A 19,401-nucleotide genomic window follows, 5' to 3' on the forward strand; every position below is an offset into this window, starting at 1 on the left:
GGCGGCGCTGTACCGTGCGCCCGGGACCTCACACGGCATCGTTTCGCGCTGTGAGTGTGGCGCAACGCACATGCCATGGACCGGCGACTGTCGAATAACCGGATCGAAATCAACGGGTGCTGTCCTTGAAGCATGAGCATCACGTCATGGTTCAGGTCCAAGTCCGAGCCGGCCGCGGTGGCCGAGCCGGGCACGATCTACGAGCAGATCGGCGGCCGGGAAGCGCTCGAGGCAGTCGTCGAGGATTTCTACGTGCGTGTCCTCGCCGATGCCGAACTGGCCCCGTTCTTCACCGGTACCAACATGTCTCGGCTGAAGGGCCGTCAGGTCGAATTCTTCGCCGCCGCACTGGGCGGGCCCGAGCCGTATACCGGTGCGCCCATGAAACAGGTGCACCAGGGCCGCGGTATCACGATGCACCACTTCGGGCTGGTTGCCGGGCATCTCACCGACGCGCTGAAGGCCGCGGGTGTCCCCGACGATCTGGTCGCCCAGATCATCGGCGCCGTAGCCCCGTTGGCCGACGACATCGCCTCGGCCACCGGATAGCGATCGGTCCCAACACTGGGAATGGTCGCTGGTCGGGCGAGCCGCCCCGACGTACCGTTGCCGGGCCCAGACCACCCGTCAGCGGAACGAGGACATGCTCTACCTGAAGATTCTCGCGTGGGGCTTGGTCGCGGGCCTGGTCAATTCGGCCGCCATGGCGGTGCTCTACGGCAACCCGTGGGTGGCGCGTATTCACGCCGCGGATCAAGAGGCGAATACCGCCGGGCCGAGCGCGGGCGCCGGTTCGAGGAACTTCGGCGCCCATTTCCTCGGCACCCAACTCGAGGTGTACGTCGTAACCATCGGCTACGCCTGGCTGCACCCGCTACTTCCCCTGCACGGCCTCATCGGGGCGCTGGCCCTGGCACTCCTCTTCGCGGCCCTGCGAACCTGCGCGCCGGTCTGGGCCCTGTGGCTGCGGGCCACCCACTCCCCCCGCTATCTCGCGGTAGAGGTCGCGGCCGGCGTCCTCAGCAGCGTCGCCATCACCCTCACCCTCTACCCGCTCATGTAACCCGTTCATCGCAACCGAGAGCAGGGCATGACCGAGGTCCGGGGTCATGCCCGCGAGTCACTCGGAACCGTCGACGATGGCAGTGATCAAGGTGCGGCCGTTCTGACTGGTCACGGTGACCGTCTGCACGAATTGCGCCGGCAAGGTACCAGGCCATTGCTCGAAAAGATCCAGGCGCCACAGTGCGCCGCTGCCGACAGGCAGCGGTGTGATCCGGGTGCAGTATCGGGTTCCGTCCGGAGTGCGGTCTATACCCTTCTGGATCACGTCGGCTGACGGGACATTCGCGTCCGGGGTTACCACCGCGCGGGCAGCAGCGCCGGAGCGCTGTACGTAGTAGGCGTGTTCGAAGGCGAGGATGGCGCTGGGCGCGTCGGCGGTGCCGCCGGGGCCGGTGCCGGTGGCGAAATCCGGACCACGGGTGTCGCGGCACTCCGCGGTAGCCATTGCGTCCCCGGGCGGTGCCGGGGCAGGACCGATCGAAGGCGCTACCGGGGCGCCGTACCCGGGGACCTCGGCCGGCCGCGTGCCGACGTCGCTGGAACCGCCGGCTGTCAGCACTGCGGCGTCGATCAGCATCGCACCGGCGATCACGACCAAACCTGCCCCGGCCACCAGCGACAACGTCAGCGCAGCACCACGGCGACGCCGTGCGGCACGCGGCTCACCGCGACCACGTTGTGACCGTCGACGTGCCGCCGCGCCGCGGGACGGGTCGACCAGTGCCGCCGCGACCGCGGTGTCGGGAATGGCCCACCCGCTCTGCGGCGGCCGGTCGTTGAATGTCTTCTCGTCGTCGCCGCGCCAGGTTTTCCAGACCTGCGTGTCCGCGACATCGGGGTCGAAGTCGTCGTCGCGCGCCGGAGGAAGCGGCTTCTCATAGCCCCGCGCATCGGCACCGAGGTACGCGGCGACGTCGATCTCCTCGATCCCGGCGCCCACTGCTGCCGCCGCGGCACTGCCAGGAGTGGTAGTCGGCGGTCGTCGGGCGGCGTCCAGGTGCTCGATGTCGTCCTGGCGCGGTGCGCGGTCCCGGCGTACGGCGTCGATCCAACGTACCTGGGCGCCTTGTTGTTCGGCGTTGTCCAGGCGGTCGCCTCGATGCTCCTGGCCGGGGGGTGGCGCGGGGTTGTCGCCGGTGTCGGCGTGCTGCTCCCCGGCCATGGCCGCTGGTGGTTCGGCCGGGGAGATACCCGCACGCAGCAAGGGCAACGGAGGTGCGAACGGGTTGGATCCGGCGCTGCCGGTCTGCTCGGCGCCCGCCTTTTCGGGGCCGGTATCGCGGTCACTCATCGGCGGAAAGGTCGGCGGGGAACGGTCCGGTAGCGAGCACCGTATCGACAGCGTCCGCACTGATCTGCTGCCCGACCGGAATCACGGTGACGCCGAGTTGCCCACGGCGCGGCATCTGGACCCCGGGCGGTGGCGGCACAACATCAGGCGATGGCGACGGCGCCACAACATCAGGCGATGGCGACGGCGCCACAACCTCAGGCGACGGTGGTGGCGCCACAACCTCAGGCGACGGTGGTGGCGCCACAACCTCAGGCGACGGTGGTGGCGCCACAACCTCAGGCGACGGTGGTGGCGCCACAACCTCAGGCGACGGTGGTGGCGCCACAACCTCGGGCAACGGTGGCGGCGCCACAACTTCAGGCGATGGCGCCACAACCTCAGGCGACGGCGCCACGGTGCCGGGCGGTGGTGGCGGTTCCTCGACACCGAGGCCTGCGAGCGGCGGGTTGGCGGGTGGGGGCGGCAGCGAATCGTATGGCGGGGCAAGCGGTTCCGGCGGAGGCGAGGCCGACGGCTGGTCCGGCCCGCCCCCGGCGTCAGGCGAAGGAACCGGAACGTCGCCGGGCCCGGCATCAGGTGCGGGCACCGAATCATCACCCTCGTCGGCGACCGGTGGCGGCTCCGACTCAGCACCCCTCCCAACCTCGGGCGTCGGCAGCCGATCATCGCCATCGGCACCGCCATCGGCACCGGCACCGCCATCGGCACCGGCACCGGCACCGGCATCGGCATCGGAGGACGGTGCTGAGGCGTCGCCCTCCGCAGTGCTCTGGTCACCCTGTCCGGGCTGGTCACCGGCCTGGTCTGGGCCGGTGCCGTCCTGCGGTGGCAGGCCGAGGACGGCCGGGAGGCACTCTTCGACGCCGTACCCGACTGCCTCGGCCACGCGTTCGACAAGGCCGGTTCCGGCCTGCACCGCCGCGTTCAGCGCACTGGTGCCCAGTTGCACCGCCGCTTGCAGAGCTGCGATTTGCACCTGGGCCTCCGCCAGCTTCGTCATGGCGGGAGATGCAGCCGCGCCGGCGCCGAGACTGGAGGTGTCGGGCTCTGCGGTCGTGGCGGCCTCGGAGACGGGAGTGGTGACGGCGTCCAGGCGGCGGCCGTGGTCGTCGAGCTCGGTGCGCGCCGCGGTGATCACCACCAGGGCCTCACGCAGTGCCAGCGCGCCACGGTCGATCACCGCGTCGGTGTCCGAGAGCGCGCTCGCGACGGACATCATTCCATTTGCGTCGCTACGGAATTCGGCGATGATGCGGTCCATCCGGGCACGGGCGATGCTGGTGGTGGTGTGCGCTGCGGCCAGCAGATCCAAATAGGTGCCGGTGCGGTCGTGCAGTGCGATCACATCGGCGGCGGCCGCGCGCATCACCGGGACCGCGGCATCGGCGGCCGAACCGATGGCGGTCGACTCCACCGCGGCGATACCGGCACGGTGCGCATCCTCGGTGCCACCGAGGTGGGCGGCCGCGTCGCCGAGGGCACCGGAAATGGCGGCGGCCGGCACACTCGCACCCGATCCGAGCGCGGTCCGCAACGCATACAACGGCCCGGCCAGAGCAGCAACCAACGGCGGATCGGGGATGTCGACGCCGGTCACGCCCGTGCCCGCGGAAGTCAGGCCCCTCATGCGAGCGCCCACCCAGCGTCACTGATCCCGGCCGCGACGTCCGCATCGGTCACGCTGGTGACGTCGGCCAGATAAGACAGCGCCTGCCCGCAATGACCTATCTGCCCCGATGCGGCGGTCAGTGCATCGACGTGGCCGCCGACCGCGGACACCCAGCGAGTGACGAAGTCGCGGCCGATCTCGCCGAGATCCCTGATCAGAGCGTCGATGTCGGTGGCATCCGCGGCGGATCGTGCCGCGATGCCCAATACGGCGGCCACGTCGGCGGCAGCCGCGGTATAGGCAGCCACGGCCGCAGCATCGACGTGTAACTGCTGCTGCATGGGGCCTCCCTCACCCTCGCATCGGTCGAATACTTGGACGGCGGACGGACCCGTTCGGTTCCCTCTCCACGAATCCATCGAAGGAGGCGGCGACACCGCAGGTCACCGCTGCGGCTCCGAATCACATTCGCGCGAGGTAGAGGTCGCGGCGGGTCCTCAGCAGCGTCACCCTCACCCTCCACCCGCTCATGTCACCGTTCACATTGGCGCAGTTACAATCTGGGCCATGCCTCCGAGTTCAGGGCCCGCTATTGGAAACAGTCTGGTTATCTGCACGACAGTTCTGACGCCGGGCCCGAACTATCAAACGTGGATCGATTACCACCTGCGCCGCGCCGACCTGATCCTCATATTCATGGACGACCCCGGCGAACGGCCCCTGTTCGAGCCCTTCGCAAAGCATCCGAAAGTGATACTGCTCCCCGGACACGAGCGCAGTGATCTGACGCCGTCCGGCCTCATGGATCGAATCAATACCAACACGCAGTTCGTGGTCAATTTCGCCGCGAATCACGGGATCGACTGGGTCATGGCGCTCGACCAGGACGAGATCCTGTTCGACGGCGGTGACACCAGCTGGCGGTCCATGCCCGACGTGGGTCACATCACGTTCGTGAACCACGAAGCCGTACCGGTCGATCACGAGGTTTCCAACTTCTACACCGAATGCACCCTGTTCCGGATCAACGGCCGAAGCGAATTCATGGCCTACGGCAACGGCAAGAGCGCCGTCCGCGCCACCTCCGGCGTCCACGCGGGAGCCCACGACTTCTCCGGCTACCGCGGTGAGCATCGAATTGTCGAAAAACCCGCCATCCTGCACTACCCGAACCCTACCTTCGACAGCTGGGTAACCAAGTTCAGCAACTTCACCAACTTCTCCGACAATTGGCGCGACAACCCGGACGACCCCATCCGCCTCTCTTTCATGCTTCGCTCCCGCGACCTGGTACACGCCGCCATCGAAAGCGGCGACTGGGACGAGGCCCGCGCCTACTTCCACTCATGGATCCCCGACACCGACACCCGCGAAAAACTACTGACCACAGGCGCCTTACAACACTTCGACCCCATGGCGGAACAGCCCGGCCGCTGACCATACTGATGATCGTCAGCGCTATTGCCATCACCCCCAAGCCGAGATACGTCAGGAACTGCACGAATCACGCAGCCAGGCTCCTGTCCTTGGGCAAATGAGCCGGAACACTGACAGAGCCTTCGGGCAAACCCGCCATAAGAGCGAGACGATCCGCAGTAGGCGTCACCGTATCGATGATTACTCTTGCCTGTCGGCCGTGTGCAGCGCGGCCTATGCCGCCACGCGACTCGGGTCGGCAATCGTGGAGGTGCGCGGTCCCATGTTCGACTTCCCCGACCATCCGATCGTGACCACTGCGAACCAGCAGCCACGTAGGTTCCATGCGGCCCCGAACCGCCCTTCCCCCAGCATCTTTCAGGTCGTCCAACGAAGTCGCCAGGGCACAAAGCACTCGATCGGCCACTGCGAAAGAACTTGCAGAGCGTCGTGCTGCCGTCGGCGACTCGTCGGCCGACTCTGCGCTTGCGGGTCTCCGACGATTCCGACGATGTAGCCCTGACGCATGTGAAGTGGGACGGGTGGGGCTCGAACCCACGACCAACGGATTATGAGTCCATTGCCCCAGAACACTGTCCTGACCTGTGTATACGCGGCTCAGAGCCAAGCAAAATGGTAAAATCTAGAGCTGTTGGGCGGCAACGTAATGATCTTGCTAGCTAGCCCCGCGTCGCTGGTTCAAACCGCAGTCTCGCGCACCAACGTTCACGCAGGCCCTGCCCTGGGCCTTTTCTCGGTTCATGCCAGAACGGGCAGCAGACATCCCCTGCCACACGGCCGGCAACCGCCAGCTGTTGGCACTGCCCTCTAGCTTTCCGCCAGCTCAGCCACAGCCGGGTGCAACACCTTAAGCCGACCAAGCGATGCGCATGTAGCACGTTCCATCTACCCGGTACCGCTCATCGAGAGGACGTAAACGTGGATCTCTGGCCCCTACTCGTAGATGACCTGCTGACAGGCTCATACTCAATCGAACGACAGCTTCGGCCTCGTGCTGTTGCGATTGCCACACGGCGCAACTCGATCGAAGATGCAACTGAAGTAGTAGTCGCGCTTTGCTCAAAATGGGCAGGAGGCGCGATGCCAATAATCTCGATCGACCCTGCGAAGCCCGAGATAAGCGAAAAACTCTCCCATATCATCCAGGCAAGCAATATCGACGCTCTCGAAGGGCGAAAGATCCTGCCCCAAGAAGTAGAAGAACGTTATTCCGATATACACGGGAATGCAACACAGTATCTCCTTCGGCAACTCGTAGAGGATGCCATAGACCGTCGGGTGCAAACATGCAGGGGGATAGATTTTCAAGACCCATGGTACATCTCATATCTAGCCATCTTTGGCAACCTCCCAACCACCGCCGATCGAGACAAGAACCAGTACAACGACCTCAGATTAGATCTGACATTCGACGATCTGATCGATATTAGGGGAGTCGAAGCCAAACCTTCTGCTAGAGATTTGGTGGAAAGGATTAAGAGCGGAGACGCAATATCTGCCGTAAATCTGACAAGAATTCGCCTACCAGCAGGGCTATCCGCCGGATATAATAAAGGTTTCCCAAGTACATCACGGTTTACCTACGGCCAAAGCACGGCATCGTCTAAATTTGGCCCCAACATTGTCGTCGTTTACGATCCCGGTAGTGTTGATGATCTGGCATTAATATGGAATCTCCGAGCACGATTCGCGCATATCGACGGATTGCCAGTGGCAATCCCCTACAGCGATTCAACATCAGATGACATTGAAATAGTAGCCGGATCAGACGGCCTTTGCCACTACTTTGGATTTGACCACAATGTTGCCCTGACTTCGTTCTCCATTTCACAAAGTGCCCTACAAGAAATAGATACGGACGAAATATTCAGTGTTGTTGACCCAAACGATTTGCTTGGCGAAATCTATGGATACTGTGTTTCATCGACAGAAGTAGTACAGTTTACAGAGGGATCAGCTACTATACCATCGTTTTCTTCGACTGACATCAAGGAACTCGGCCAAGGCTATCTCGGCAGTTCCCGTGCTACATGGCTAGTCCTAACTACGATCATCAAAAACAACGTATTGCCATACAGCGAGACCATGCGACGCGGGAAGTGGCGCACCGAGCCAGGCTACCTCCGAGGGAAGATCTCTCACGTGGGAGAACTAGACTCGTTCCGGTCAATATCGCACCCTTCCGGCCTCGAAACGTTGCATGCGCTCGGTAGGGATCAAAATATTGAACTGCGTCCTAGTGACGCCGGTCGGGCAGCTGAGCACTTAATACGAGCTGCAGACGGAAATATTGCAATGCTCACGGCTCCTGGAGTTGTTGCAGTTTTATCGGAAATGAGCCGTCGAGGGCATGCCAGCCTTGTGAAGCGACGCCTCGATCAGTATCTGGCGGGCTCAGATATTATTGAGGGCTCGGATCGCTACGAAGAATTGCGGGCGAAGCTCGACCTCGCTATTGGCACGCCCGACCTCGAAGAGGTCGGATATATGACCTTTAATCGAATTCGAGAAATTCTCGGAATTTCGAGAAATGAAGCTTCCGTATGGGTGGAATGGGCCATTGCGCATCGCATCCTGATACGCGGGTTCGAGGCGGAGTGCCAGTATTGCAATTATCATCAATGGCGAGCATTTGCGGACTCCGTTCCTGAACTAATCTGCCACGGGTGCGGCCGCGTAATTGTCAATCCGTTCGGGGTTGACAGGATTGAACACAGATACCGTCCTAGTGAAACCTTGCTTCGTGCTATGAATAGCGACGTTCTAGCGCCTATTCTTGCAATGCGCCATCTCGCAAAGATACTCGGCAAAGGGGCAATGTTTGGAGCATATCCAGGCATCGAGCTATTCGAGCCAGGCGCAAAACAATCGATGGCGGAGATTGACGTATTGGCAGTAATCGCCAACGGAAAATGGGTTCTAGGCGAATGCAAAGCTCGGGCACGAGGTCTCAATGAGGCTGAATTGGCTAAACTTTGGAAAGCTGCGGACCGCGTGAATGCGACTGTCACTTTCTGCGCAACTCTTGACCGCGCTAATATCTGTGGGGACGTCTGGCGAGTCTTGGCGGATCCGAACGGCCGACCGCACTTCTCCTTGACCGCCGAGCATCTTTACGACTTACAGTCCATCGGACCTACGTACGGCCAAGATTATTTTTCTTGGCGTAGCGACTATACGATTAGAAGAGCAGACGGAGCTGAAGTTTCCGAAAAGGAATTAAATGCCGAGTTTGGCGAATTCCTACTTCGGGTCAATTCAGATACAGGCAAATGGCGACGCGCGCAATGGGAAGTCGAATAGAGGAAAGTACGCCAGCGCAAATTCTTGCCCCTGGGTGGGACCGCCTGCGTGACCATCCCGGGCAGGCCACCGGCCTGCCCCTCAAGAGCCTGCTCGTCGCGCGTAGAGGCTCCAGGGTCAAGGGTGGCCGAAGGCCATCGGCGCAGCCGACGCGAAGCGCCCTTGAGGCTGGAGGGGCGCGCGATCACAATGCAGGCGGTCCCACCCAGGGGCATGTGGCCGAAGGCCGCACCAGTCCTTCCGCGAGCCGTGCTCGCGCACGACGGCGGCCTACGCCGTCGCACCTACAGCGAAAACCGCTGGCCGCGGCAGCAACCCTAACACGAACACGAGTCCGGCGGCACCAACCGAAGCCTAGGCACACGGCGTGCCCAGCAAGCCGGAGGTGACCCAACTTAGCGACGCTGGCAACAGCGTGGCGAACAAAGGCCGTTCACGGCCGACTTCGACACGCTAGCCCGTCGCGGAACCACCTTGCCAACGCAACATCCGCACCCAAACGCAACCACGCACCCCAACTCGATCTCGGTACCCACCGGATTCCCAACCGCACCCCACAACCCAACTGTCCCGTTCCACCCGCCACCAATGGAGAGCACATGCGCACGAAGTGGGTATGTGCTCTCCATTGGTGGCGGGTGGAACGGGACACCCCGAAACCCCAGCTCAGGGTGGGAATCCGGTGGGTACCGAGATCGACATCAGACGTTAGCTGAGCTAACGTCTGTTATCCAACACTTGTTGAACAACTTTCGAACGCCGATCGACCATCGAAACAGCCGAAAACCGCTCTCGCATCGACCACGGCCCGCCTCACGAAGGACGTAACCCGCTCCCTCAGCGGTGCGATTGTGGCCGACGAGTCGTCTGCGTCAAGGGCGCCTGCGGCGTCGCTGCGCGATGGCCTGCGGCCACCCTTGACCCAGCCGCCCGCGTCGGCGCGTTCCGCTTCGAGAGGGAGCGGGCAAAGAGTGGGTTACCTGCTGGTGTCACGTTTCTCGGTGGTTGCTTGCTGTGCACACGAGAAAGCCCCCGGCCACGTGGGCCGGGGGGCTGGCTGCCGGGGCTGCTGGTTACGCGGTGGGCGGGGTGTAGGTGCCGCCGTCGTAGATGCGGCCGCCGCCCTGGGCGTGTCCGGCGAGCATGAAGCCCTCGATCCGGCCGCCGATCGCGATGCCCTTCTCCCCTGCGGCGCGGATCGCCTCGGACAGGGCCTTTTTGACGTCGCGGTCCAGGCGCAGCGACCGCTGCCCGTCGTCGTCTTCGTGGTCGCGAGTGTCGGTCTGCACGATCAGCACGTTGTCGATGACCGGCTGCCCGGTCTCGATGGGGCTGGGCTTGCGGTCGACCCAGTAGAGCGGCTGGCCGGTGCTGTCGCGGCGGTGACGCCGCTCGACGGCCACGATCTCGCCGGTCAGGGTGTCGCCGCGCTGGGCGTCGCGGCCGAAGGCGTTCGGGACGCCGGCAGTCATCAGGTCGGCGTTGATAAGGTCCAGATCGGTCGATGCGGTCATTTCAGTTACCTCCAAATAGGGTTGGAATCTGCTGGTGGTGAAGGGGATTGGTGGGGCAGGCTCCCCGCCTGCCCCTTGGTTGGGCTTGCCCTCGGGTGGTGCGAGGCTCGCGGGTCCAGGGTGTTCATCGCGCCAGCGACGCCGCAGGCGCCCTTGACGCGGGAGGATCACCACCCGGCACACACTCCCGAACCACCCAGTGGGGCCGGTCAGTCGGTCAGGGTGGCCGGTTCCTCCTCCCTGTCCTCGCGGTCGCGCTCGATCCGCGCGGGCACCGCGGCGTCGACGTCGTACTGCTCGCGGGCCGCGGTGATGGTCCGGGTGACCGCGGTCTTGCTCAGCTCGACGTGTTCGGCGATCCGCGCGTGGGACCAGTTCTCCTCGAACTTCAACCGCAAAATCGCGGCAACCTTGCCGGTGTCGCGGCGCCCGGCCGGGTCCGCACCGCACACCGATTCGGCGATGCGCTGCCACGGGTCCGGTGCGCTCGGTTCGAGGGCGGTGCGCGGGCCGGTCTCGATCACTCCGGCCGGTTGCTGTGCGGTCAGTTCCGCTGAGCGCGAGTAGGTCTCGGTGCGGACCTCGCGCACCGACACGGTGCGTACGGGGTCGTCGGTGCGCACCGGTTCCGGCGCGGTGCGCACCTCGTCGGCACCGGCGGTGCGGTCGGTGCGTGCCAGCACCAGTAGTGCGATGGTGGCTTGCCCGATGGCGCCGTCGATGATGAGCGGGAACAGCCACGCCAGGTGTTCGCTCATCCCGACCTGGGTCGACAGTTCCCGCAAGGCGTCGAACGACAATCGGAACGCGACCCCGGCGATAGCGGCGGTGAGCGCGACAACAGCCCAGTACGCGAGGCGGGCTTTGTTCTGGGCGCGCACGAGCAGGCCGACGCCGTGGGTTGCTGCCAGCAACGCTACTGGCGGGAAACTTGCCACGAACGCGGCGACCCAGTGCTTTCCGGTCGGTGCGTTGATCCAGGCGTGCACGATGTTGCCCGCGATCGACATCGCCGCCACGAGCAACAACTCACCCCAGAAGAACCGGATCGCCGCGGTCTCCTCAGCGGTCCGCGCACCAGCCGGTTTCCCGCCCTGCGCACCGGTCGCGGCGCGGTGGTGCGCAGGGTCGCTACTGCGCACCGCGTGCGCACCGGCCCGGTAATCGGTGCCGGTCATCGGTCGAACCCTCCCCATTCCAGCCCTGTGATGCCGTTGGTCGACGGCACCGTCTCCATCGCCGGGACATCCGGCGCGGCAGGTGCGGACCCGTCGTGGTCGTGGCTGGCAACGCTTCCGCGATCGATCAGCAGATCGTCACGGCCGCGTAGCAGGTCGTCACGCTCGTCGAGGGCTCGAGCCAGTTCGCCACGCAGGTTGCGGTTCTCCTCGGCGAGCCGGTCGAGTTCGGAGATGCCTCGTTCGCTGGGCGCGGTCGCGGATTCAGGCATGTCCGGGTTCGCCGTGGTCGCCATCGGCCCAGTTGCCCGCGGCGGGAGCGGGCTACGGACGGGGTCGTGCATGTACTCGTCCCACGCCAGAGAGTCGACGGCACACACGATCTCCTCCTGGCCGTCCCGGGCCGAAGGTCGCGGTGCGGCATGCCCGTTGCCTGCCTGCCTGCTGGGCCGGGTGGCCGCTTCCTGCCGCTCGAATGCCGCGATTACCTCCGGCATGCTGAGCACGTCCTCGAGTTGGTGCCGAAGCTGGTCACGTTCGGCCCGCACAGCGGACAGCTGCGGCAGCAGGTCGGCCGCCGACTCCCGGCCCGCCCGCGCCCCGCCGGACACGTGCATCTGACCGCGGTCGATGCGGAGTTCGTCAGCCCCGGCGAGCGTGGCCCGCGTCAGGTCCGCCGCGCCGCCGCGTTCGAATCGAGCCCGGTCACGCTCGAACTCATAGCGCCGATCCAGTTCGCGGTCGACATCAGCCAGGGAGCCATGCAGTTTGTCGATCGAGGACGGGTGGGTATCGCCATCCGCTCCAAGCGGGACACTGCGGTCCCATACCACGACGGCGACCGTGGTCCGCTCGTCTGCCGTGATCCATGGCAGCTTGTGCTGCGCCCAGTCGTACGCCTCGGTCGCGGTGCGAAAGGTTTGCACATGTAGCCCCGTGGGGTCACCACTGTTGAGTACCGTCACGAACCGGTCGTCGGAATCGGGAGCGTACGGCTGCCAATCCGCCGGTGGGGCCTCGAGCTCTTGAAGGAGAGCCCGTTCGCAGTCCGGACTCTCCTCGTGTGCCCAGAACCGACCCATCCACGGCGTGTCCGCGATCTCGTCGGCCGTGCCGGGCTCGGCGTCGGTCCGGAATACGCGTTCCAGCTCCCAGCGGCCCGCGCGTTCGGCGTGGCGCACCATCGCGTGCGACGGCTCGGCCGCCATGTCGGCACGGACCTGGCGCCATTGGTCATAGGTCAGCCCGGACGACTCGATCGCCTGGTTGATCCGGGTGTCCAACTCGCTCAGCGTCCGCAGATGCCGCTGCAGAAGGTCCGGGTCGTAGTCGTGCAACCGCTGCCCGCGCTCGTTCCACAATCGGTCCTCGAACACACGGCCGGTGACCTGCGTGTACTGGCGGACACCGATCAGCCGCCGCACCTCCTCGAGCCGCTCCTCGGGAGTGAACTGCGCGGGCCGGTCGGCGCGGCCCCGGACCCCGGTCCGGCCGCGGTCGAGAAATCCGTGCCGGATCCTGGCCAGCCGGTCAGCGGCTCGCGCTTTCAATGCGGCGACACCGGCCAGCGGGCGGCGCTCGTTCCACGGCTCCCACTTCTGCACACCCCGGATTCCGGCGAAATGCGCCGCGTCCAGGGCCTTGTATGCCTGCCCGCGCTCCTCGCGGGTCAGCCACGGCGCGCTGTTGATCTGCTGCGCGAGCTCCTGGCGCCGCGTGGCCAGCTCCCATTGCGCCCGCGCGTACAGTTCCGCCGACGCCGAAGGCGAATGGTGCAGCGCCAACGAACTTTCCTGATGCCGTTCGAACTGCCGATCGAGATGGTTGTAGAACGCGCGGCGGTCGGTGCGCCGCTGCTGGCCCTGCTCGCGCAGATCGGCTTTCCACTGTCGCTTGATTTCACGGCGATGCTGCTTCATCTGCCGCGTCATCTCCCGATGCAGCCACGACGGCACCCGCGTGGCCTGCGGGTTGAACCGGCGCCACTGCTGGAACGTCGTCACCGCGGCATGCCCGAACCGGGCCAGTTCGCGGGTGATGTCGTCAACTTCGTGTTCTGTCATGGTGTTTCACTCCTCGATGGGTCGAATGATGGGGCGTATCTGCGCGGAGCTGGTGGTCACCAGTCCCGCAGCCCTTCGAACTTCCGGCGCGCGGTGATGGCCTGCCGGAGCACTCGTCTTTGCAGCTCGGCACGGCTGAGCCGGTCCACTCGTGTCAGGTGCAGTTCGCCAGCGAGGGCCAGCAGGCTCTCGCGGTCCAGCTCCTGCGTGCTGAGGTACGCGGCGCCGTCCTCGACGGTGCTCAGCGTGCGCAGGTGATCGGCGATGTCCGCGGCGGAACTGGTTACCGGCTCGGCTGGAACGTGGTCGGTCAACGGCGCGGGATCGAGGTCGGAGGACGTCTCGGCCGGGCGCTCGGGCAGATCGAATTCGTAGTGGGACAACGCATTTCCTCTCAATCAGCGGATGCTCAGGGGAAGTCAGTTCGCCGCCGCGGGCCGGGTCTCCGCCGACCGGGACCCGGTGCGCGTCACCGCGCGGGCGGCGCGGCGGGTCTGGTTGAACACCCAGATCGCGGCTGCGGCGATCCAGCGGCCGACCGTGGCCGCGGTGCGGCCGATCAGGACAGCGGAATCGCGGGGGCCGGGGCGGCCCGCGGAGACCCACAGCCCGTAGCCGAGCCAGCCCAGCGCGTACACGATCAACGGCCCCGTTTTCGGCGCCGGGGACAGCAGCAAGACCAGGAACACCACGGTCGCGGCCAGCGCGGGCGACCACACCCGCGCCGTGTCGCGGACGCTGCGCGTCTTCGACATCGCGGGCTTGGCCCACTGCTCCACCCGGCCGCCCGACGGCACTCGGGGGTCACGCATGCGGGCGATGGCCTGATCGGCATCGGCGATGGCGTCGAGGTCGGCGGCGAACCGCTCGACCAGTACGTCCTCGTCGTCGTTGATCTCATGGGGGTCGATGCTCATGGGTTATGCGCCTTCCGTGACGGTGGCCTGGTCGGCCTGCGGGGTGGTGGATTCGGTGAGCCCGGGAAGTGGGCGCACCTGGTCGGGATCGAGTGCGGAGACGTGGCCGAAGGTGGCCTTGCCGCCGATGACGTGCACGACGTCGCCCGGGGCGAACGATGCGAGAACCGCCGGCGGGACGATGAAGGAGTCGTCGGGCTGGACGTTGCCTTCGTCGCCGTCGCGGGTGCCGCCGATCAGCTTGCGGGACTTGGCGAATGTCGGGCGGGTGCCGATCTTCTCCGCGAGCTGTCCGGCGCTGTAGGAGCGCATCACGAACACCCCGCCCGAGCAGGAATCGAGCAGCCGGTGCCGGGCGTCGTCGTTCGGACCCAGGCCCATCCACGACTGGGTGAACCAGCCCGAACCGCACCCGGCCGACCGCAGCAACTCGACCGTGCGGGCCGCGCCTTCGTCGCCGCACACCTGCGCGAACTCGTCGCAGAACAGGTGCACCGCGCGGCCGTGGTCACGGCCCGCGAGCGCGAACACCATCGAGATCAGCGCCGCGAACTGGGCCTTCGCCAGAATCGGCGCGGTGGTGCCCTCCAGGCAGCAGTACACCAGGTCGAACTCGGCGAGGTCGCGTTCGCCGTCCAGCGCGGACCCCAGTTCGCGGAACAGGTTCGCCATCGCCGACCGCTCACTGAGCAGGATCGGGGTGGTCTTGCCCTCGTAGGTGATCGCGGTGATCTCGTCCTGTTCGCCGTCGTGCCCGGCCCAGCCCTTCACCAGGACGTTCTTGTTCATGCGGCGCATGAACTCCACCGAGTCACGCGGCGGGTTCTCCCCCGGCCCGAGTTTCTTGGCCCGGTCGGGCATGTCGATCACCAAGTGCAGCAACGTTTTCCGTGCCTGCATGTAGTACGCCTCGGCCGGATCCATCCCGCTCGCGTCGACCCCGGCCCCGATCAGGGCCTCGAACCGCGGCCGCATGTCCTCGGCCGTGCCGGTCCACAGCGACAGGTGGGTCTCGTCGGGGAAGATCCCGATCCGCTCCCGCGGAATGCCGAGCCGCATCGCCGCGGCGGCCACCTTGCGGGCGTTGCGGCGGGCGTCCTGCGCGCCCTTGAGATCGAGCACGATCGCCAGCGGACGGCCGGGCCGGTCCGTGCGCCACCACTGGGTGTGACGGCGCCAGCCGGTAGTCCACCACGACAGGATCATGCGATCCATCGCGGTCGTCTTGCCCGACCCCGGCCCGCCGACGCAGGCGAAATGCTCACCGAACGCCAGCCAGTCCACCGTGAACACGTCGTCGTGGCGGCCGGACAACCGGCCCGTGACCGACTTCGCCGGAGCCACGCTCACCCGCCGCGCCGCCCGGCCGATCACGATCCGTGGATTCACCGTGCCGCGGGTCAACGGCAGCTCCGTGCGCGACAGCCGCGCCGCTGACCGCTGCTGCCGCTGCTGGCGCGCCCACTCCGACCGCTTGGTGCGGTCCATCGACTTGCGGCCCCGGGTCTCCAGGATGTGGGCGAACCGCGCCGACATCAACGCCGCCATCATCCAGCCCGTGGGCACCAATACCACGCTGGCCGAAGCGATCCCGGTGATCGGCATCCCGGCGGCAACCTCGGCCGCGCCGTGTGCCACGGCGTTGCTGGGACCGTGCCAGCCGTCCAGTGCCAGCGACGACGCCGGGAGCAAGCCCGCGCCGAACGCGAAGTTCCGCAGCCGCACCGGCGTCCACGCGAACAGCCACGACGAACCCGCGACCATCGCCGCCGCGGTCACTGCGGTCACCGTGCCACCGAACGCGGCCGTCACCTCCGCGGCGTGCAGTAGATCGGAGGCGTCGATATCGGGCAGGTGTAGCCCGTCCAGGTGCTTGAGCGGCCCGGAGTCCGCGCCGGGGATCGGCGGGGCTTCCGGCGTGATCCGGATGACCTCCTGCGGTGCGTCCGCCGGGGCGGGCTGCGCCGACGTGGCCGGGCTGCACTCGGGGCGGAAATCGAGAACAGGCGCGCAATCGGTCGGGCGCGCAATCGGACTGGTCATGATGCTGTTCCTCCGACAACAGACAGACCCCGGCCGTGACCAGCCGAAGGGTTGAGAAGTGTGGTGAGATCCCGCGAGACAACCTGCGGGCCACCGGGAGATTTGTCGAGGTCGCGCGCGGCGGCCGCGAGACGGGAACGAACCTCCGGGGAGTCGACGTAGTAGCGCAGGCTCACCGCCCCGGCGTCCTTGGCCGCGTCGTAGGCGGCTTGCATGGTCGTCCGCGCGTCCGCCGACCCTTTGCGGGTCAGCTCGACTTCGATCGCGTGCAGATCGCCGTCGTCATCGGTCCAATGCCCGTCATGAACATGGGGCATCTGCTCCCCCGCCCGCGTGGCGAACCCGTTGCGGTGCCGCAACACTCGCTCCGACACCCACGAGTCCTCGATCCGGCCCTCGGCCAGCGCGAGCCGTACCCGCGCGACCGTCGCGAGATGGTTCGCCATCATCGGGCCGGGAACCCATGGCTTGACCGTGAATTCGAGCAGTTGTGACGCCACCGGAGCGGTTGGCACCACCCACGACGGACCAGGCACCGGGCGGGGAAGGTTGTCGAAATCGTCGACGACGATCTTTCCCGCAGTGCGGAACCGTCGCGTGACCCGATATGCGTTGATCTCGCTGCCGCCGGTCTCGGCGGCCATGCCGGGCCGCGGCTTGCGCAGCGGCCAGCAGGCCAGCAGAGCGGCGAACACGTCCATCGGCGCGGCGCCCATCTGCGACAGCCACAGCAGCGCCCACGCATCCCGTGGTCCCAGCCGTACACTCATCGGTCGAATCCCTCCCACCGCAGGCCCGCCGCCGTGCTGTCCAGCTCCAGCGATGGCGCTACCGGGGCGTGCCGGGCACGTGCGGCACCGAGCCGTTCGAGCGAGGCCGCGGTGGTCAGCCGTTCCATGTCCGGGTCGTAGACGTGCATGGTTTCGCGGTCCAGCAGGTCATCGACCCGCCGCTGCATCCCGCCCAACTCGCTGGTCAACTCCGCGATCCGCCGATCCCGCTCGCCGACCTGACGGCGCAGCCGCTCCACCTCCGCGGTCAGCTGCGCGACCCGCTCGGTGCTCAGGTCAGCCGCCGGAGCAGCTGGACGTACATCGAGGTTCATCGGTCGAACCCCTGCCACTCGGGTTCGGCGTCGACGCGCGGCAGTCCATCGCTGTCGGGCGTGCTGACTGCTTGACTCGCCCAGTCGGCGTACGGGGACCGCTCCAGCGCTCCCGGTGCTTCGCGCTGGCCGGACAGGGCGGTCGGCAGGTCCTCGGGGATCTCCGCGTAGGGGCGGATGGCCTCGATCGCGGCGTCCGGGGTGTCGATCTCGCCGGGCTCGTTGCCCAGATCCAGGCTCAGCACGTCTTCCCCGTCGACGTCGACGCCGTCGTAGACCTGGGCGAAATAGGTGCCCAAGCCGCGGTCCCAGCCGACGTAGATCTCCCGATCCGGGACGCTGTTATCGAGCGGGGTCAAACGGACACGGTTGTTCATCGGTCGAATCCCTTCCACGGTTCGGCCTGCTCACGCTCGGGTGACCAGGGATCAGGTAGGTGCTTGCCGGAGGCCAGCCACTGGCCCGGCGCACGGTTCGGTGTGTTGATCTGCACGGGCTCGGGCAGCTCCACCCGGATCAGGCGATCGGTCTGCCCGCTGCGCTTGGCGGCCTCGGCCAGATGCGGAAGCTCGGTGATCGGCACCAGCACGGACCGCTGCGGATCCGCCGGCCGTTCCTGAGGCGCGTCGTCACGGCGAGAGTGGTTGCGGCTCATCGGTCGACCTCGTCCCACAGCGGACCGTTGACCAGGTCCCACATGACGGGCAGCTGGCCGACGTCGAACCGAAAACCTTCGGCCCAGCCGATCGCCCAGCCCGGGTACTCGTCCTCGAAATCTGCGTGTGGACGGTCGACCACCCAGGTCAAGGTGCCGTCGACCCGCAACCACGCGTAGACGTCGAACCACAGCCCGTCTGCGAACACCACGACGGCGTCGCCGCTGCGAGCGTGCGGAATACCTCGCGCTGTCAACTCCGCCACCAGCAACCACGACCGCAGCCGCCTCGAATGCGCCAGTTCGTGAACGACTCCGGCCAATACACGGCGGCTCATCGGTCGAACCCCTGCCACGCCATATCCGGCGGCTCCGGCTGTTCCCACTGCGCGCCCGGATCCCCGATCACGGCGGGATCGACGTCGGCCGGGTCGATCCCGCGCCGCTGCATCGCCCGCAGCCGCTGGGTCCGGCGGCCCTTCTCCAGCCCGGCGAGACGGCCCGGGTGCGGCGGCTGCTTCGGCACCGCTTCCTCGACCCGGTACAGGTACGCCGTCAACGGTTCCCGGCCATTGGCTCGCGGCCGGACAACCTGGCCCGCAATATCTTTCGCGTCACCGGGTCGCAACGGCGGATCCAGCTTCGCCAGCTGCCGCCGCGTCTTGCCCAGCTCAGCCGGAGCGGTGTTCCAGTAGAAGGTCGGCACACCGAACCTCGCGCCGTCCGGATCCGGAAGATCGCGGGTGCGAACATCTTTCGGCCCGATCACCGCGCCACCTCCGGCCCCTCGGCCGGAGTCGGCTCCGGTGCGCAATGCGCCGGTACCGGACCCTCCGCCGGAGCGAACGGATACGACGAGCTGGTCTGGCACACGTACACCACCGGCGCGTGCGGCTCGCGGTCGCCGAAGAACAGGCAGCCCGCCACGATGCCCGCCGCGAAAATCACCGCGACGCCGTAGCCGTAGAGCTTCCACCGCTGCTGCTGCGCCCGGATCACCTCCGGGCGGCTCGCCACCGTCACCGGCCGCGGCCGCCACACCTGAGGCTCAGGCTGGGCCACCTGCACCGGCTGCGGCGGCTGGTACACCGCCGAGTACTGCTGGTGCACCGCCGGGCCGTGCACCACGCCCTGCGCGCCCTGCGGGCTGTAGTAGGTGTCCAGAATCCCGATCGGCTCACCTGTCGACCGATCGAACGTCCAGTGATAACGCTCCAT

Annotated in this window: 20 protein-coding genes; 4 read left to right on the forward strand and 16 right to left on the reverse strand. The window is 66.4% G+C overall.

All coding sequences use genetic code 11. The features are described from left to right. Positions 1-132 precede the first annotated feature (132 nt). Both NWFMUON74_RS25630 and NWFMUON74_RS25635 read left to right on the forward strand, forming a co-directional pair. The gene (locus tag NWFMUON74_RS25630; protein ID WP_187684337.1) at positions 133-549 is read left to right on the forward strand and encodes a group I truncated hemoglobin; all 417 of its coding nucleotides are present in this window, start codon (positions 133-135) and stop codon (positions 547-549) included. Positions 550-643: 94 nt separating this feature from the next. Next, positions 644-1,063: a hypothetical protein gene (locus NWFMUON74_RS25635; RefSeq protein WP_187684338.1), complete on the forward strand. Its 420-nt coding sequence runs from the start codon at positions 644-646 to the stop codon at positions 1,061-1,063. Positions 1,064-1,120: 57 nt separating this feature from the next. On the opposite strand, the gene NWFMUON74_RS25640 is transcribed toward NWFMUON74_RS25635, so the two are convergent. From NWFMUON74_RS25640 to NWFMUON74_RS25650, 3 genes are all read right to left on the reverse strand, one after another. Next, positions 1,121-2,356 (reverse strand): DUF8176 domain-containing protein, encoded by a 1,236-nt coding sequence (locus NWFMUON74_RS25640; RefSeq protein WP_187684339.1) that lies wholly within the window; start codon positions 2,354-2,356, stop codon positions 1,121-1,123. Continuing rightward, positions 2,349-3,725 carry a hypothetical protein gene (locus NWFMUON74_RS25645; protein ID WP_187684340.1) on the reverse strand — a complete coding sequence of 459 codons (1,377 nt, stop codon included), beginning with the start codon at positions 3,723-3,725 and terminating at the stop codon, positions 2,349-2,351. The genes NWFMUON74_RS25640 and NWFMUON74_RS25645 overlap by 8 nt, the downstream gene beginning before the upstream one ends. A gap of 257 nt (positions 3,726-3,982) precedes the next feature. After that, positions 3,983-4,309, reverse strand: a complete 327-nt coding sequence (locus NWFMUON74_RS25650) for a hypothetical protein (RefSeq protein ID WP_187684341.1) — start codon at positions 4,307-4,309, stop codon at positions 3,983-3,985. A gap of 226 nt (positions 4,310-4,535) precedes the next feature. Here NWFMUON74_RS25650 and NWFMUON74_RS25655 point away from each other — a divergent pair, with 226 nt between their 5' ends. Further along, the gene (locus NWFMUON74_RS25655; RefSeq protein ID WP_187684342.1) at positions 4,536-5,405 is read left to right on the forward strand and encodes a hypothetical protein; all 870 of its coding nucleotides are present in this window, start codon (positions 4,536-4,538) and stop codon (positions 5,403-5,405) included. Between the two features lie 918 nt (positions 5,406-6,323). Further along, the gene (locus NWFMUON74_RS25660; RefSeq protein ID WP_187684343.1) at positions 6,324-8,708 is read left to right on the forward strand and encodes a hypothetical protein; all 2,385 of its coding nucleotides are present in this window, start codon (positions 6,324-6,326) and stop codon (positions 8,706-8,708) included. 1,073 nt (positions 8,709-9,781) lie between these two features. Here NWFMUON74_RS25660 and NWFMUON74_RS25665 read toward each other — a convergent pair. From NWFMUON74_RS25665 to NWFMUON74_RS25725, 13 genes are all read right to left on the reverse strand, one after another. Then, on the reverse strand, positions 9,782-10,222 hold the full coding sequence (locus NWFMUON74_RS25665) for a hypothetical protein (RefSeq protein ID WP_187684344.1): 441 nt from the start codon (positions 10,220-10,222) through the stop codon (positions 9,782-9,784). Positions 10,223-10,431: 209 nt separating this feature from the next. Continuing rightward, on the reverse strand, positions 10,432-11,400 hold the full coding sequence (locus NWFMUON74_RS25670; protein ID WP_187684345.1) for a DUF2637 domain-containing protein: 969 nt from the start codon (positions 11,398-11,400) through the stop codon (positions 10,432-10,434). Further along, on the reverse strand, positions 11,397-13,463 hold the full coding sequence (locus tag NWFMUON74_RS25675; protein ID WP_187684346.1) for a hypothetical protein: 2,067 nt from the start codon (positions 13,461-13,463) through the stop codon (positions 11,397-11,399). The genes NWFMUON74_RS25670 and NWFMUON74_RS25675 overlap by 4 nt, the downstream gene beginning before the upstream one ends. 56 nt (positions 13,464-13,519) lie before the next feature. Further along, on the reverse strand, positions 13,520-13,846 hold the full coding sequence (locus NWFMUON74_RS25680) for a hypothetical protein (protein WP_197986911.1): 327 nt from the start codon (positions 13,844-13,846) through the stop codon (positions 13,520-13,522). Between the two features lie 36 nt (positions 13,847-13,882). Then, entirely contained in the window at positions 13,883-14,380 is a 498-nt protein-coding gene (locus NWFMUON74_RS25685; protein ID WP_187684347.1) for a hypothetical protein, read from the reverse strand. Between the two features lie 3 nt (positions 14,381-14,383). Beyond that, positions 14,384-16,423, reverse strand: coding sequence for a type IV secretory system conjugative DNA transfer family protein (locus NWFMUON74_RS25690; RefSeq protein ID WP_187684348.1), 2,040 nt, complete (start codon positions 16,421-16,423; stop codon positions 14,384-14,386). After that, positions 16,420-17,193, reverse strand: coding sequence for a hypothetical protein (locus tag NWFMUON74_RS25695; RefSeq protein WP_187684349.1), 774 nt, complete (start codon positions 17,191-17,193; stop codon positions 16,420-16,422). Before NWFMUON74_RS25695 ends, NWFMUON74_RS25690 begins: the two co-directional genes overlap by 4 nt. After that, a complete protein-coding gene (locus tag NWFMUON74_RS25700) occupies positions 17,190-17,528 on the reverse strand; it encodes a nucleotide exchange factor GrpE (protein ID WP_187684350.1) in 339 nt (112 codons plus the stop codon). Before NWFMUON74_RS25700 ends, NWFMUON74_RS25695 begins: the two co-directional genes overlap by 4 nt. Further along, entirely contained in the window at positions 17,525-17,905 is a 381-nt protein-coding gene (locus NWFMUON74_RS25705; RefSeq protein ID WP_232110598.1) for a hypothetical protein, read from the reverse strand. Before NWFMUON74_RS25705 ends, NWFMUON74_RS25700 begins: the two co-directional genes overlap by 4 nt. After that, positions 17,902-18,183, reverse strand: coding sequence for a hypothetical protein (locus NWFMUON74_RS25710; protein ID WP_187684352.1), 282 nt, complete (start codon positions 18,181-18,183; stop codon positions 17,902-17,904). Before NWFMUON74_RS25710 ends, NWFMUON74_RS25705 begins: the two co-directional genes overlap by 4 nt. Further along, complete coding sequence (locus NWFMUON74_RS25715) at positions 18,180-18,521, reverse strand: hypothetical protein (RefSeq protein WP_187684353.1); 342 nt, start codon at positions 18,519-18,521, stop codon at positions 18,180-18,182. Before NWFMUON74_RS25715 ends, NWFMUON74_RS25710 begins: the two co-directional genes overlap by 4 nt. Further along, positions 18,518-18,952 carry a hypothetical protein gene (locus NWFMUON74_RS25720; protein WP_187684354.1) on the reverse strand — a complete coding sequence of 145 codons (435 nt, stop codon included), beginning with the start codon at positions 18,950-18,952 and terminating at the stop codon, positions 18,518-18,520. Before NWFMUON74_RS25720 ends, NWFMUON74_RS25715 begins: the two co-directional genes overlap by 4 nt. Continuing rightward, positions 18,949-19,401, reverse strand: a complete 453-nt coding sequence (locus NWFMUON74_RS25725; protein WP_187684355.1) for a hypothetical protein — start codon at positions 19,399-19,401, stop codon at positions 18,949-18,951. The genes NWFMUON74_RS25720 and NWFMUON74_RS25725 overlap by 4 nt, the downstream gene beginning before the upstream one ends.

The organism is Nocardia wallacei (assembly GCF_014466955.1).
Classification (GTDB): domain Bacteria; phylum Actinomycetota; class Actinomycetes; order Mycobacteriales; family Mycobacteriaceae; genus Nocardia; species Nocardia wallacei.

Excerpts from the sequence above, each read along its gene's own strand:
- NWFMUON74_RS25670 (WP_187684345.1), bottom strand. The coding sequence starts at position 11,400 with ATGACCGGCACCGATTACCGGGCCGGTGCGCACGCGGTGCGCAGTAGC.
- NWFMUON74_RS25630 (WP_187684337.1), top strand. The coding sequence starts at position 133 with ATGAGCATCACGTCATGGTTCAGGTCCAAGTCCGAGCCGGCCGCGGTG.
- NWFMUON74_RS25645 (WP_187684340.1), bottom strand. The coding sequence starts at position 3,725 with ATGCGCGCGGCCGCCGCCGATGTGATCGCACTGCACGACCGCACCGGC.
- NWFMUON74_RS25665 (WP_187684344.1), bottom strand. The coding sequence starts at position 10,222 with ATGACCGCATCGACCGATCTGGACCTTATCAACGCCGACCTGATGACT.
- NWFMUON74_RS25675 (WP_187684346.1), bottom strand. The coding sequence starts at position 13,463 with ATGACAGAACACGAAGTTGACGACATCACCCGCGAACTGGCCCGGTTC.
- NWFMUON74_RS25705 (WP_232110598.1), bottom strand. The coding sequence starts at position 17,905 with ATGAACAACCGTGTCCGTTTGACCCCGCTCGATAACAGCGTCCCGGAT.
- NWFMUON74_RS25700 (WP_187684350.1), bottom strand. The coding sequence starts at position 17,528 with ATGAACCTCGATGTACGTCCAGCTGCTCCGGCGGCTGACCTGAGCACC.
- NWFMUON74_RS25650 (WP_187684341.1), bottom strand. The coding sequence starts at position 4,309 with ATGCAGCAGCAGTTACACGTCGATGCTGCGGCCGTGGCTGCCTATACC.
- NWFMUON74_RS25710 (WP_187684352.1), bottom strand. The coding sequence starts at position 18,183 with ATGAGCCGCAACCACTCTCGCCGTGACGACGCGCCTCAGGAACGGCCG.
- NWFMUON74_RS25715 (WP_187684353.1), bottom strand. The coding sequence starts at position 18,521 with ATGAGCCGCCGTGTATTGGCCGGAGTCGTTCACGAACTGGCGCATTCG.
- NWFMUON74_RS25635 (WP_187684338.1), top strand. The coding sequence starts at position 644 with ATGCTCTACCTGAAGATTCTCGCGTGGGGCTTGGTCGCGGGCCTGGTC.
- NWFMUON74_RS25725 (WP_187684355.1), bottom strand. The coding sequence starts at position 19,401 with ATGGAGCGTTATCACTGGACGTTCGATCGGTCGACAGGTGAGCCGATC.
- NWFMUON74_RS25685 (WP_187684347.1), bottom strand. The coding sequence starts at position 14,380 with ATGAGCATCGACCCCCATGAGATCAACGACGACGAGGACGTACTGGTC.
- NWFMUON74_RS25690 (WP_187684348.1), bottom strand. The coding sequence starts at position 16,423 with ATGACCAGTCCGATTGCGCGCCCGACCGATTGCGCGCCTGTTCTCGAT.
- NWFMUON74_RS25695 (WP_187684349.1), bottom strand. The coding sequence starts at position 17,193 with ATGAGTGTACGGCTGGGACCACGGGATGCGTGGGCGCTGCTGTGGCTG.
- NWFMUON74_RS25640 (WP_187684339.1), bottom strand. The coding sequence starts at position 2,356 with ATGAGTGACCGCGATACCGGCCCCGAAAAGGCGGGCGCCGAGCAGACC.
- NWFMUON74_RS25655 (WP_187684342.1), top strand. The coding sequence starts at position 4,536 with ATGCCTCCGAGTTCAGGGCCCGCTATTGGAAACAGTCTGGTTATCTGC.